This window comes from Cellvibrio sp., from assembly GCF_053579595.1.
Genome location: NZ_JBRFPI010000080.1, coordinates 1 through 14,213, shown reverse-complemented (window position 1 = coordinate 14,213; position 14,213 = coordinate 1). Strand labels below are relative to the sequence as shown.

Here is a 14,213-nt window from a genome sequence, read left to right as displayed (position 1 = left end):
GACCTCTGGCCGTAGCAAAAACTTCTGCCAACCCTGCAGTTTGGTTTTGCCGATAGTGTCGGCGGGGTGCGCTTTACCGGCGACAATTAACTGTACCGGGTATTTGGGATTACACAGGATGCGCGCGAGGCGATCCGGATCATGTAGCAGCAAATCGGGGCGTTTATACTCGGCAAAGCGGCGTGCAAAACCGAGCGTGAGAATGCTTGGGTCGAGCGGCATTTGCTCGGGAATCGCACAGCTCAAGGTGGTGACTTCATGGCGCCATTGACGCACAAAACGCTGGCGAGCGTAATCCACCAAACGCGCGCGACCGGCGGCGGCCATCTGCCAGAGCTGCTGGTCACTCGCCCGGCTGAGCAGATCCGGCGTCAGATTTTGCAGGTCACTGCGCCAACGGTCTTTGCCGTAGATCTGCGTCCAGATGGCATCGGCCTCGGGCGAATCCCAGGTGGACACATGCACGCCGTTGGTGACATGGCTGACTGGCACCTCGCGCTCCGGCCAGCGCGGGAAAAGCGGTTGGAAGATACGCTGGCTCACGCGTCCGTGCAGCTCGCTCACACCGTTGCTGTGCGCGCAGGTGCGCATGGCGAGAAAGGCCATGTTGAAGGGCTCGTTGGAATCTTTGGGATCGGCGCGCCCGAGCACCAAAATATCATCCAGGGTGACACCCATTGCCAGTGCCGATTCTCCCGCGTAGCGGCGCAATAGCTCGGCGGGGTAGCGGTCAAATCCGGCGGCGACCGGTGTGTGAGTGGTAAAGAGATTCCCTGCGCGCGTGGCCCAGAGCGATTCCCAAAAACTTGTGTTGTGCTTAACGCCGAAACTGCGGATGCGCTCCAGTGTGGCAAAAGCCGCATGACCTTCATTCAGGTGGCAGATGTCGATATCCAGGCCAAGGGTCTCAATTAGTCGCCAGCCGCCTATACCCAGCGCGATTTCCTGCACCAGCCGCAACTCGGTACCGCCACCGTAGAGTTTGCTGGTAATGCCGCGGTCGTGCGGTTGATTGCAGGGATGGTTGCTGTCGAGCAGATAGAGTTTTACTTTGCCGACCTGTGCCACCCAAATGCGAAAGCGCACCCGGCGACATAAGAATCCGGTTTCGATATCCAGCCAGCGGCCATCATTGTCGCGCAAGGGGCGGATAGGCAAACTGCCAGGGTCGTTATAGAGATACGTTTCTTCCTGCCAGCCATCGCGGTTCATGCTTTGGCGAAAATAACCCTCTTGATACAAGAGTCCAATCCCCACCAGCGGCAGCCCCAAATCGCTCGCGGTTTTGAGATAGTCGCCAGCGAGAATACCCAGCCCGCCAGCATAGAGCGGCAGGGCATCGCAAATGCCAAACTCCATACTGAAGTAGGCGATACCGCGCACCCCGTTGTTGGGTTTATCGGGTTGGTTGAGATAGGTGCGCGAGTACCAACCCGGGTCGAGCAGATAATATCGCCGTGCATCGACAACTTGCTGTAGTTGCGTAAGAAATACGGGGTCACCGGCGAGCTGTTCGAGTGTGGCACCGCTGGTGAGTTGCAGCACACTTACCGGGTTGCGGGTCTGCTCCCAGACCTCGGTATTCAGGCTGCGCCATAGTTGGTCGCTGGCGTGGTTCCAGTTCCAATGCAAGTCAGCAGCAAGCTCCTCCAGTATCAGCAGCGGCTCGGGCAGCAGGCGTTCAAAACCGGGCATGGGCTGATACTCCCTTGGTGATTTTGTTGTAACGTCGGGCGATAACTTTTTCCAGCTCGACCACCAGCAAGATCGGGCTGGTGGCAAGTGCAATGATCAGCCAGTCCGTAAGGCTGAGCGCGGCGACGGCAAAAATGGTGTGGCTCAGAGGAAGATAGGTGAACAGCAGTTGGAAGATAACTACCACAATAATCGCCAGGAGGCTGGGGCTTATGCCTTGCCAATACCGAGTGTGCCAGATCGAATCGTAAAACGTGCGCGCGGTCAGCAGATAAAAACATTCAAACAGCACCAGCGCATTCACCGCCATAGCGCGCGCCTGTTCAATACTCGCTCCTTGTTCCAGCTTCCAGCGAAACAGCGCAAATACGGTGGCGGCGCCCAGCCCGCCGACCAGCAAAATCCGGTATAGCAGCGCAGTGGTAAGTAAGCCCTGGCGGCGGTTACGCGGCGGGCGCGCCATGATGTTAGCCTCGCTGCGTTCAAAGACCAGCGCCAACGCGAGGGTGACAGCGGTGATGGTATTGACCCAGAGAATTTGCGCCGGGGTGATGGGCAGCATCCAGCCAAACACTATAGCGAGGATAATAATGCTCGCCTCGGCCAGGTCGGTCGGCAGGATAAACGCGATGGATTTGACGATATTGTCGTAGATAGTGCGCCCTTCAGCGACGGCCTGCTCAATAGTGGCGAAGTTGTCATCGGTTAGCACAAATGCACTTGCCTCGCGCGCGGCGTCTGTCCCTTTCATGCCCATGGCGATGCCGATATCAGCAGTGCGCAGGGCAGGGGCATCGTTAACCCCGTCACCGGTCATGGCGACTGTGTGGTGGCGTGTTTGTAAGGCTTCAACTAACTGCAATTTGTTGGCGGGGCTGGTGCGCGCAAAAATATCCACGGTTTCGGCGATCTGGCTGAAATCGACGGGGCCCAGTAAGTCCAGTTCGGCGCCGGTCATCACCCGTTTGGCGTTGAGCCCGAGCTCCTTACCGATGGCCGCTGCAGTGATCGGATTGTCGCCGGTAATCATCATCACCCGGATGCCCGCGCTGTGGCAGACATCAATCGCGGCAATTGCCTCGGGGCGGGGCGGGTCGCTCAAACCGGCGAGCGCCACCATCACCAGGCCTTCATCCATATCCTGATGTGTTAGCGATTGATGGTCGTCGGGAAGATGTTTGTAGGCCAGCGCCATTACCCGCATGCCTTGCGCTGCCAGATTATTGAGTTGTTGCAGCCAGTAAGTTTTATCTAGCGGCTCATTTCCGGTGATACCTAACTGCCATTGGCAAAGTTCCAGCAGCCGGTCGGGCGCCCCTTTTACGGCCATGGTTTGGACACCATTTTCAGTGCTGTGTGATACCGCCATGTACCGCTTTTCCGATTCAAACGGAAGTGCATCCAGCCTCGGCCCCAGTTGTGCCCGCTCAGCGGACATTCCAAATTTGAGCGCCAACACGTAGAGCGCGCCTTCGGTTGGGTCGCCATGCAGCTGCCAACGATTGTTGTCATGTGTGAGGTTGGCGTCGTTGCATAACAGTGCGATGCGGCAGGCGCTGGCCAACTGCTGATCATCAGTGTGAATTGAGCTGGCGTGGTGTTCACCCTTGCGGCGGAAATCCCCGCGCGGTTCATAGCCTTCGCCACTGATCAGATAATGGTTATTGGCGGTAATCAACTGGCGCGCAGTCATGGCATTGGCGGTAAGGGTGCCGGTTTTATCGGTGCAGATCACATCCACCGAACCCAGCACTTCCACTGCGGGCAGGCGGCGCACCAGCGCATGTTCCGTTGCCATGCGCCCCACACCCAATGCCAAGGCAATAGTCACTATTGCGGGTAGTCCTTCAGGAATAGCGGCGACGGCGATACCAATCGCCGCCTGGAACATCTGCGCGAGCGTGTAGTCGCGCATCAAAATACCAAAGGCCATAGTTGCTGCCGTTACCACCAAAATCACGAATGTCAGCTGCTGTGCGAGTTTGCCTAGCTGGCGCTGCAAGGGTGTTTCAGTGACTTCGACTTTCTGCACGAGTTTATTGATGGCGCCGATTTGCGTACGGCTGCCAGTGTTAACCACCAACCCGCGCGCAGTGCCTTGCGTCACTAGCGTGCCCATGTAGGCCATGTTGTGGCGCACTGCCAATAGGGTGTCGGCTGGGAGCGTTGTTGTTGTTTTGGAGGTGGATTGGGATTCACCGGTCAGCAGGGCTTCATCGCAGCGCAGCTCCCTGACTTCAATCAAGCGTAAATCAGCAGGTACGCGATCACCCGCCTGCAACATCACCAGGTCGCCCGGCACCAGATGGCTGCTGTCAATAGTGATGCCGGCGCTCATCACGCCCGCATTGCTGCGCACCACCATACATAGGCTTTTGCTCAGCGACATAATTGCGCGCAGCGCCGCTTCGGCTTTGCCTTCTTGCACATAACCTATGACGGCGTTGATCAGCATGACGGCGAATATCACTCCCGCATCGATCCAATGCTGTAGCAGCAGGCTAATCGCCGAGCTAACTAACAACACGTAAATAAACAGGTTGTGGAATTGCCGCAACCAGCGGCGCCAGGCGGGAGTTGGCGGCGTAACCGGCAATTGGTTGTCGCCCCAGCGCATACGCCTTGCAATGGCCTCAGCCTCGGTGAGGCCAACGGCGCTGCAATTAAGCGCGCTAAATAATTGTTCTGGTGTTTGGGCGTGGGCGTCATCTACTAATGGGGGATCTTTTAGTGAGGGCGAATCTTCGGCGGTTGAATCAGTCTTGCTATCCATCGAACTATTCCTTTGTGCCATTGACCAGTCAATTAATTCACGATGCACATCTGTGATAATTCTTCACGCTCAAAGTGCGTGATATTTGCGAGCGTAATAGCGGCGATGGCAGTTAATGCCTCGCGCGTAAAAAATGCCTGGTGGCCGGTGATCACCACATTGGGGAAGGTCAGCAAGCGTGCAAATACATCGTCTTGCAGCAGGAGGTTGGAATTGTCTTCAAAAAATAAATCACCTTCCTCTTCGTAGACATCCAAACCCAGGTAGCCAATTTTTTTACTTTTTAACCCGTCAATCACCGCGCGCGTATCAATTAATCCACCGCGCCCGGTATTAATTAGCATGGCGCCATTTTTCATCTGGGCGATGCTCTCGGCGTTAATCAAATGATGGGTGCTGCTGTTGAGCGGACAGTGCAGGGAAATAATATCGGCCGTAGGCCATATATCGCTGAGTGCTGCGTAATTCACTCCATTAGCGGCGAGGATCGGTGCGGGTTGCGGGTCATAGGCTATTACTCTGCAACCTAGACCCTGCACAATTTTTGCAAATACCTGGCCGATTTTCCCCGTACCAATCACGGCGACGGTTTTATTTACCATATCAAAACCGAGCAACCCATTTAATGAATAATCATTTTCACGCACGCGGTGATAGGCACGATGCAAATTCCTGTTGAGCATAAGGATCAAGCCCAACGCATGTTCCGCAACGGCATGGGGAGAATATTCGGCGACGCGCGCAACAACTATGCCGAGGTCTTTTGCGGCCACCAAATCTACCTGATTAAAACCGGCGCAGCGCAGGGCAATTAATTTAACTCCCAGATTGGCCAATTGTTGCAAGGCGGTTGCATCCAGGTGGTCGTTCACAAAACAACACACGGCAGTGCAGCCTTGCGCAAGCAATGCGGATTGTGGATTGAGCTGGGTTTCATGAAACACTAATTCATGGGGTTGGGTGAGTGCGCTGTTGGCGTTCGTTAAAAATTCGCGATCGTAGGGTTTGGTACTGAATATGGCGACTTTCATGGTGGGTTTCCTTTCAGTAGCGATTCACGATCACATCATAGCCCCAGTTATGGCGCCTTGTCTGCAAAGGTTGGCGGATGGCGCGAGAAGGCCAATTTTAAGGTAAGTGCGGCCGCGCACAGAGTTTGGAATACATTTGCAGCGATGATTAAACTGAACCCTTCTTTGGATTTTTTATGCATCTGGCTCATCTCCGTAAACGCCCCCTCATCCCGGTATTGGTTGGAGTCTTTGCCGCAGGTGTCATGCTGATTTTAGTGAGCCTGCTGTGCATCATATTTTTTTCCGAATCTTTGTTGCGTACGTTGATCGAAGTCAAAGGAAGCCAATTCTTGGAACGTGAAGTATCAGTAGATGGCAAAATCAAGGACGAATGGCATTGGGCATACACCCACATTTATGTTGAAAAGCTGCGTTTACGAAATGCCACCGATTTTAGCGCGCCGGATATGGCACGGATCGAACGTGTTAATCTCCGGTTTAAACCGCTCAATTTGTTGCGCGGTTATATTGATGTCAGCGCAGTAAATATCATTGCACCTGAAGTTTTTTTGGAGCGAAAATCAGTTGATGTCACCAATTGGAATTTTCCTGCGTTCGCTAAAACGCATGCCGATGAAATGGTTCCGGATAGTCGCTATGACTTCCCGGTTATTGATCAACTGAAAATCAGTCGCGGTCACATCGTTTTTAAAGATGACTTTAAGGGCTTGGATCTTGATTTGAAATTGGATTCTGTTACGGCAAATGACAAAACCACCTTTTCCACTGGTCCGGGTTTTGAAAAAAGTTATGCCGTGAGTGGAACGGGAAAATTACAGGGGCAAGATTTCAATATTATTGCGTTTGGTGGATCGTTAGGCGAGTTACGTGATTCTTCAGTGCCTTTTCCTTTGCGCATACAACTTGAAATGGGTGATACCAAGGTATCAATTGACGGGCGATTCCATGACCCGATAAAAATGGAGAGTGTAGATGCGATATTAAAAATAGAAGGGGCCAATCTCGCCGATATTTTTTACCTCACTGCCATCCCTTTGCCGCCCACACCGAATTACACCTTGGAAGGTCAGCTCACCAAATCCGGCACTGTGTGGGCTTATCGCGATTTTAAAGGGCAGGTGGGAAGCAGTGATTTGGCGGGTACTCTGGCATACGCTATTGGTGGCGAGCGTGGTTTTTTAACTGCAGATTTAACGTCCAGTGTGCTGGATGCTGCAGATCTCGGTGGATTTATTGGCCTCTCGCCCAATAGTGATTCGCGCAAGTCCACAAAATTAATTCCTGACGTTCCGTTGAGCCGTGAGCGTTTACTGGCTACCGATCTGAACATACATTTAAAAGCTGGAAAAGTGGAGGCACCGAATTTACCCTTTAAAGGAATAGATGTGCACTTCGATTTGCGCGCCGGGGTTTTAAAACTAGATCCGCTCAATCTTGTGCTTGCCGACGGCAGGGTGGAGGGCACAATTGAAATTGACGCTAACCCTGCATTGCCACCCATGAAAATGAATTTAAAATTGCGTCAGCTAAATCTCACACAATTTTTTAAAGGCACACGTTTTGAATCCAACACTAACGGCTTGTTCGGCGGGAAGTTGTCTCTCGCTGGTGAGGGTAAATCGCTCGCCGATGTGCTCGCAACCAGCAACGGTGATTTAGCGTTAATCATGTCTGGCGGAGAAATCAGTTTACTGTTGATCGAAGCGGCTGATCTCGACATTGGGCAGGCGCTGCCACTGTTTCTGGGAAAAGATAAATCCACGCGTATTAATTGTGGCGTAATGAATTTTAACGTTAAAGATGGATTGCTCAGTTCTAATGTGGTGGCTCTGGATACGAAGGATTCACTGTTGGTTGGCAATGTGGATATCGATTTAAAAGATGAAATGATTGATGCACGTTTGGATGCAAAACCTAAAGATAACAGTCTGCTTTCGTTACGCATTCCGATTACAATCACCGGAGATCTTAGATCCCCATCAATTGGAATCGACAAGGAAAAAACAGCCAATCGAGGTGTCACCGCCATTGTGTTGGGTGCGCTACTAACCCCTTTCGCAGCACTGCTTGCGTTTGTGGAAGATGGTGATGCGCCTGATGCAAACTGTCGTGCATTGATAAGGGATGCTCGTAAATAATGGCCACCCCAATCTACGAAATCCACAATGGTTAGTTTTGTATTGCAATGGCTTTATTCATTTCTGCTGCTATTTCGGCCAATAATTCACTATAAATAGCAGCTATTTGCGCAGGGCTATCTCCGCTGGGTTTGTTGCGCACAAAATGTTGCTGTGTCAGTACGGCTTTGGTTTCGTTATTGATTAATTTCCAGCTGGCGTTAATAAGTGCTTCACCATTGATTATTTGTAAATCGTAAATGCTGAGGCGCAAGCTGAATTTAGGCGCGGAATCACTACGCCAGGGAAATGCTTCGATGATGGTGTCTGGTTGGTGATTCATTAAATTTACCGTCAACACCCGCATAATTCCCTTTTGTAACGGTTCGCCCCAGTAGGCGTTGTCAGTGGTCAGTAAATGATTGGCATTGCGATTAATCGTTATTTGGGAATTCCGTAAATAATCGGCAACGTCGATTGGTCCCAATCCCAGTGTTCGGGTTATTTCTATGCCGTGATTCGCTGTGGGGGTTGCGCTGAGCAAATAATATTGTTTTCGTGGCGACTGCTGGCAGCCAGTTATTAAACTGCCGACTAAACATAAAATAATAAAAACGCGCATAGTCTTATTCATCCTTATCCGTTAACTTTTTACCGCGTAAAAATGCTTCAGGTTGTTGATCGATGGTTTCACTAAGTGTGCGGAAAGCCTGTGCAGAACGGCTTACCTCGTCGAGTGTTTCGTTGAGTTGGTTTATCAGTGGTGCATCTTCAGAGAAACTTTGGTGTACGCTATTAGTGGCTTTATCCAATTCCACCAAACTTTTTTGTAGTTGCACCATGCTCGCTCGCAGTTCATGGGCAACTATCGGTGTTTGTTGGTTAAGGGATGCCAATAATTGATCCAGTTGGCTGCTGGTGTGGCTAAGATTCTTGCTGAGCAGACTCACGTCCTGCCGCATTGTGTTGGACGTGAGCGTGAAGCTGTCGGCTGCTGATTTGACGCTACCCAGTGTTTGTTCAATCATGCCGCTTGCTACAATTTTGTTAAGGTGCAAGGTCAGTTTGTCCAAATTATTAACCAAACCTTTCAAGTTAATCTCTTGAAGGTTTTTGGTGAGTTCTTCAAAACCCGTCGCAACAGTAGGTAACTCCAGGTGATTTTTTTTGAAGCCATAAAGTGTAGCGGGTGTGTCCGGGAAAAAATCCAATTCTACGTAGAGTAGCCCCGTTAAAAAACTTTGGAAGTTCAGTTGTGCACGCAGCCCATTTTTTATGGCTTCTTCAAAGAATTCAATCGACACTTCAGTTCCCTTGCGGCTGATACGCTTTAACGCTAGATCACCGGTCACAGCGGTCACAATGTTTTTTGCGGAATTATTTTTGTTGCCATTATCTTGCGCATTGCTGTCAAAATTAATTTGAATGTCGGTTATTTCGCCCAGGATCACGCCTTTTAGTTTAATTGGTGCACCTACTTGCAGGCCTTGCACCGAGCCTTCGAAGTACATGACTACGCGTTCCTTTTGCGAAAACAAGTCTCCGCCGGAAAAGAACAGGAGTGCTAGAAAAACCAGCAATATTGCACCGACGATAAAAGCACCTATGCTGAGTGATTTATTCTTCTTCATTGACTCTCCGCTGCCGCTGTTCCTGCACGGCTTAAAAATTGGCGCACTTTTTCGTGCTGACTGTGATGGAGTAATTCTTTCGGGTCACCTGAGTCCAGCATGGTTTTGGCCTGTGCATCCAGAATCACGCAGTGGGTTCCAATGGATAAAATACTGGGTAGCTCGTGAGAAACGATAATCACTGTTGACCCCAATGCTTTACATATCTGTACGATTAACTGGTCAAGGCGCAATGAGCTGATAGGGTCTAATCCTGCTGATGGTTCGTCAAAAAATAATAATTGCGGGTCGAGTGCAATTGCGCGTGCAAGCCCTGCGCGTTTGTGCATGCCGCCGCTAATTTCGGACGGGTAAAAAGTTTCGTAACCTGCCAGTCCTACCAAAGACAATTTGTATGAGACAGTTTCGGCGATCTGTTTTTCCGATAAATCGGTATATAGCTGCAGAGGCAGGGCGACATTTTCGGCAAGCGTCATACTGGAAAATAAAGCGCCGGATTGATAAGTAATGCCCCAGCTCTGTAGCAATTTTAATTGTGTGTCTTCATTCGCGTGATAGTAATTAACACCTTCATACAGTACCTGGCCTTTACTAGGCGCAATTAAACCAATCATGTGTTTGAGTAATGTGGTTTTGCCACAACCACTGCCGCCGATAATAAAAAATATGTCGTTTTTGCCAATATCAAAATTTAAGTTTTGCTGCACCACCCGGCTGCCATAGCCAATGCTGAGATCGCGTACGCTGATAAATGGAGTGGTATTCATCGTTAAATACCCAGCTTGTCATAAAGAATATTAAACGCAGCATCAGCGACGACCAGATAAACAATGGCGCGCACCACGGCATTAGTTGCTGCCATACCCACCGCATCGGAATTGCGACCGCATTCAATGCCGGCCTGACAACCAGCTATAGCGATTAATACTCCAAAAAATACACTTTTTATCAGGCCTGCCAGGATATCCATCAAGTCAACCGCTCCCTGGGTTTGCAAAATGTATTGGCTAAAATTGACATCCATACTGGTGGCAACCAAGGCACCGCCCAACATGCCGACCACATCAGCATAAATACACAGCAAGGGCATAATAAAAACCAATGCTAGCAAACGCGGCAGCACTAAAAATTCCATGGCGGAAATTCCCATAGTTTTCAGCGCATCAATCTCTTCATTCACTTGCATAGTTCCCAGCTGCGCGGCGTAAGCGGCGCCGGTGCGTCCAGCCATTATCACGGCGGTCATCAGCGCGCCCATTTCCCGCACCATTCCAATGGCAACCAAATCGGCCACATATACTTGTGCACCTAATTGGCGTAGTTGTACTGAGCCCAAGTAAGCGAGAATCATACCCACAAGCAGTGCAATCAATGTGACGATTGCCAGCGCCCGCGGTCCGACCTGCTCGATAAAAAAGAAAATATCCTGGGAGCGGGTTTTTGCGTTGCCACGCAACCAATGGGTAAATGCAAGGCTGATGTCTCCAATAAAAATGAGCGTACGTGCTAAACCCTCGCCTTGGCCAAAAATCGTTTTTTGCAAACGCGCGAGCAGGCTAATTTCATTGGTGTTAGTAACTGGCTGGTATGGAGGAATGGCGGTGGCCAAGTTAAGTAGTTGTTGTAAGGTTTCGGGTGTGGCGCTGGTATCCAATGCAATCTGCTTTTGTTCACACCAGCGTGCGAGTTGTAGCAGTGTGACGGCAAGGCTTGAATCCCAGTGTTGTAGTTCATTGGTGGCCAGGGCGATGCTGTTGCAGTCAGCTGGAATTGCGGCAATCAGGGTTTCACTGTCCGGCGTATGGCCAAGTTGCCAATTGCCACACAGAAGCAGTTGTACTTTTGATGAAACCCCTGCTGCTGTCGCTGAGGTGCTTGCCAGAGTATCGGCCGGGGTTTGATTCCCGATATCAGACTGTTCAATACGAAAGAGCAAAGCGGTCGTCCTTATCTTTCAAATTGGGTGTTGAAGTCGATCATAGTCGCTCTGGCGCGGAAAATGAAACGCCTGAGCTGGCAAGTTAATACAAATCACTAGGGGAGAACTGTTATCCTGCGCACTTAGCGCCCTCAATAACAAGATTAACCGGACATTATGGTCAGATTATTATTCAAACTTGCGCAAGTGCCTGACGATGAAGCTCAGGAAATTCGCACATTATTGGACGAACACCAGATTCATTATTACGAAACCGATGCGGGTTTTTTCCGCGTGGGGTTGGATGCGATTTGGTTAGCCGACAGCACGCAAGACGAACGCGCGCGGGAGTTGATTCGAGAGTATCAAGCGGAGCGCGCTGTTCGCCAACAGCAGAATTATGCGCAGTTGGTGGAGGCGGGACAGGTGCCAAGCGTGTGGCAACATTTTTGTACGCAGCCCCTCCGGTTTATTGCAGCGGCGCTGGCGATTATTTTTGTGGCAGGTCTGACGCTCTTACCTTTTGTAATGTTAGTGCGCAATGCTTGATGTGTAATGTTGCTGCGCAATGCTTGCTGGCGATTGCGCAGCGCGTGGCTGCAGCTTGCAAGCCGATAAAGCCTTATGCTTCAGCTATCGCGCCTTTGTTTATCCCTTCATAGGCTTTCACCCGAATAGATGCTTCGGGATTTTCCTGACGGGTTTTTTGCGCGATATGGTGTGCAATAAATTCCACGGTGCTGTCGGTATCAATTAGATAACAGCAGCGCGCAGGCAGGATAATTTCAAACGGGCCTTGTTGCGCCTCGTAATTGAATTGGTAATAACTCTTGCCCGCGTGTTGCGGTTTATCGGTTAAATCGTCGCGTGTCCCTATATAAATATCCTTCCACTCATCGGCCCAGCGCTGTTCCAGCTTGGGTGATTTTTTGCCATTGGCCCAGATATCGATGCGTGAGCGATGGCCGTGGGCGATACGCTGGCAATTGCCCAGATGTTTTTTCAAGCCGTGGCTGTAATGGTAATAGGCAGCACCGTCCATTGCTTCCAGAGTGAAATCCAATTCCAGACGCGCCACCGTCATGGGAAATTGCTGTTTGAGTTGGGTGATGCACCAGGCGGCGACAGTCTCTTGGGTGAGGATTTCCGCATCCACCAGGGCGATTGCATCGCGCGGTGAGCGGGTGCTGAGAAATTCGCCATCGTTGCCGAATTGCCAGTGGATTTGCAAAAAATCACCGTCTTCTTCAATCCGGATATTGGGTGAGTGCACAGGCACCGCGAGGCGGTGGTCCAGCTCGGTATCCAGCCAATGGCGCAGGACTTTTTTCACTGTGCCGAAATCGCACACCATGCCCTGTTCATCCAATTCGCCGAATAGGCGCACATTGGCCAGCCAGGTTTCACCCAGTAAACCGCGCTGCGGGTCAAGGAAACTGAAATCGACATTGGTGAGGTTATCGACAAACAACAACATAAAAACGCCATTCGGGTAGGTTCGGAAGGGTGGGCATAATACCACTTACCTTAACAGAAGTTCTTTCCCGCGTGATTTTCTGCACATTTTCGCCAAGCGCCGAACTCTGGGCTATTCTCAAGTCACTGATTTCTTCTCAGGGTTATTCCTTTTATAAAAATTTTTGTCTTGCTAGCCATGGCCGCAAGGGTTTGGTTTGGCTGATAACACGCTTGGTGCGTGCGTCAGAGGAGGTATTTTTGGTTGTGGTGCAAGTGAAGCTGGCTAGCAAATTAATGTTGCGCTGGGGGTTAGGCTTAATCCTCAGTGTGCATTGTTTGGTAGCATCTGCTCAGGCATCAGAGGCGGGTCTGCGTGTTGCGTTCGTCTATAACTTCCTCAAGTTTATCGAGTGGCCAGCATTACAAGGCTCACAATTTTCCCTTTGTGCACTGGGCGCACAGGATGTAACCCGTCAGTCATTGGCGCAGTTGGACAACAAACCCTATCAGCAGCGCCGTATCAAGGTTGTTTATATCGACTCGCTTGATCTCGTCGCTCAACAACTCACTAATTGCCAATTACTCTACGTCCCGAACACCGGGGCCGATCTCCAATTGCCTCAGTCTTTTCCTTCCGGCGTGTTGTTAATTGTCGACGAAGCAGACCCCAATGATGCCCGCGTCGGTATTTCGCTGCAGCGCACGGCTGATAATCGTATTGAGTTTGTAATGAACGAACAGGCGATCCAACACGCAGGCGTTAAAGTCAGTAGCCAACTGCTCAAACTGGCGAAGAAGCGTAAAGAGGGAGGCAGCTAAGATGCGCAACGTCTCTCTTGCACGCAAAATCAGCTTACTGGCGATGCTGCTGACTAGCATTGCGGTATTGGGAGCGGCGTTGGCGAGTACTTGGCAGCAGTACAACTACATTTGTAACCAGGTGAACAACCAATTGCAGATCCTGGCGGAAGCGACAGCGCTCAATCTGGCGGCGCCGAGTATGTTTATCGATACCGATGCGGCCCAGCAAACTCTTGCTGCCTTGCGTGTAGAGCCCAAAGTGTTAGCGGCGCGTCTGCATTTGAAAGATCATCAGTTGCTGGCGCAATACCAGGTGCCGCAGGATAAACCCCTCTCCAAAGACGAGCAGATTACTGCCAAGGTGTTTTGGGAGGGCGAGCATCTCGGGCAATTGGAGTTGGATGTAACCCTTGAACCTCTGCGCACCCAATTTTATGGCCAGATCATTTGGGTGTTGGCGATTGCGGTAGTCGCCTTGTTAGTGTGTGGATTGCTTACTTGGGCGTTGATCTCGTCAGTCCTTCGCCCCTTGGGCAACCTCAGCGAACTGGCGCAAAAAATTGGCCGCGAAGGCCAATATCAGGAGCGTGCACCCGAACCTGCGGTGGAGGATGAAGTCGGCCTGCTTACCCGCCGCTTTAATGCCATGCTCGACCGTATCGAGGCACAAGATAGCGAATTGCGCCTCAATCAGGAGTTATTGGAGCAGCGTGTACTGGCGCGCACTATCGAGCTGCAAACGGCGCGGGAACAAGCTGAGGCCGCGAGCAAAGCCAAAAGTGAGTT

12 protein-coding genes are annotated in these 14,213 nt (G+C 50.9%); 4 read left to right on the top strand and 8 right to left on the bottom strand.

Going from position 1 to position 14,213, the window contains the following annotated elements; all coding sequences use genetic code 11:
- The 3 genes from glgP to ACWA6V_RS07150 all read right to left on the bottom strand — a co-directional run.
- A partial coding sequence (gene glgP / locus ACWA6V_RS07160; RefSeq protein ID WP_449521836.1) for an alpha-glucan family phosphorylase occupies nt 1-1,695 on the bottom strand: 1,695 nt, incomplete at its 3' end.
- On the bottom strand, nt 1,682-4,468 hold the full coding sequence (locus ACWA6V_RS07155; RefSeq protein ID WP_449521835.1) for a cation-translocating P-type ATPase: 2,787 nt from the start codon (nt 4,466-4,468) through the stop codon (nt 1,682-1,684). The genes ACWA6V_RS07155 and glgP, both read right to left, overlap by 14 nt.
- 32 nt (nt 4,469-4,500) lie before the next feature.
- Nucleotides 4,501-5,499 (bottom strand): 2-hydroxyacid dehydrogenase, encoded by a 999-nt coding sequence (locus ACWA6V_RS07150; RefSeq protein WP_449521834.1) that lies wholly within the window; start codon nt 5,497-5,499, stop codon nt 4,501-4,503.
- Between the two features lie 176 nt (nt 5,500-5,675).
- On the opposite strand from ACWA6V_RS07150, the gene ACWA6V_RS07145 reads away from it, so the two are divergent.
- Complete coding sequence (locus ACWA6V_RS07145) at nt 5,676-7,640, top strand: AsmA family protein (protein WP_449521833.1); 1,965 nt, start codon at nt 5,676-5,678, stop codon at nt 7,638-7,640.
- A 31-nt stretch (nt 7,641-7,671) separates the two neighbouring features.
- Here ACWA6V_RS07145 and ACWA6V_RS07140 read toward each other — a convergent pair whose 3' ends face one another.
- From ACWA6V_RS07140 to ACWA6V_RS07125, 4 genes are read right to left on the bottom strand one after another with little or no spacing between them, the layout of a single operon-like run.
- On the bottom strand, nt 7,672-8,241 hold the full coding sequence (locus tag ACWA6V_RS07140) for a PqiC family protein (protein ID WP_449521832.1): 570 nt from the start codon (nt 8,239-8,241) through the stop codon (nt 7,672-7,674).
- A gap of 4 nt (nt 8,242-8,245) precedes the next feature.
- Complete coding sequence (locus ACWA6V_RS07135; protein WP_449521831.1) at nt 8,246-9,250, bottom strand: MlaD family protein; 1,005 nt, start codon at nt 9,248-9,250, stop codon at nt 8,246-8,248.
- Complete coding sequence (locus ACWA6V_RS07130) at nt 9,247-10,017, bottom strand: ABC transporter ATP-binding protein (RefSeq protein WP_449521830.1); 771 nt, start codon at nt 10,015-10,017, stop codon at nt 9,247-9,249. Before ACWA6V_RS07130 ends, ACWA6V_RS07135 begins: the two co-directional genes overlap by 4 nt.
- A 2-nt stretch (nt 10,018-10,019) precedes the next feature.
- Entirely contained in the window at nt 10,020-11,186 is a 1,167-nt protein-coding gene (locus ACWA6V_RS07125) for an MlaE family ABC transporter permease (protein WP_449521829.1), read from the bottom strand.
- A gap of 159 nt (nt 11,187-11,345) precedes the next feature.
- On the opposite strand from ACWA6V_RS07125, the gene ACWA6V_RS07120 reads away from it, so the two are divergent.
- On the top strand, nt 11,346-11,717 hold the full coding sequence (locus tag ACWA6V_RS07120) for a DUF6164 family protein (protein ID WP_449521828.1): 372 nt from the start codon (nt 11,346-11,348) through the stop codon (nt 11,715-11,717).
- Nucleotides 11,718-11,790: 73 nt separating this feature from the next.
- Here the strand turns inward: ACWA6V_RS07120 and ACWA6V_RS07115 are convergent, their stop codons facing one another.
- Nucleotides 11,791-12,645 (bottom strand): 6-carboxytetrahydropterin synthase, encoded by an 855-nt coding sequence (locus tag ACWA6V_RS07115; protein WP_449521827.1) that lies wholly within the window; start codon nt 12,643-12,645, stop codon nt 11,791-11,793.
- 71 nt (nt 12,646-12,716) lie between these two features.
- On the opposite strand from ACWA6V_RS07115, the gene ACWA6V_RS07110 reads away from it, so the two are divergent.
- Nucleotides 12,717-13,445: a YfiR family protein gene (locus ACWA6V_RS07110; protein WP_449521826.1), complete on the top strand. Its 729-nt coding sequence runs from the start codon at nt 12,717-12,719 to the stop codon at nt 13,443-13,445.
- Between the two features lies 1 nt (nt 13,446).
- Nucleotides 13,447-14,213, top strand: a 767-nt coding sequence (locus ACWA6V_RS07105; RefSeq protein WP_449521825.1) for a CHASE sensor domain-containing protein, incomplete at its 3' end; no start/stop codon positions are given.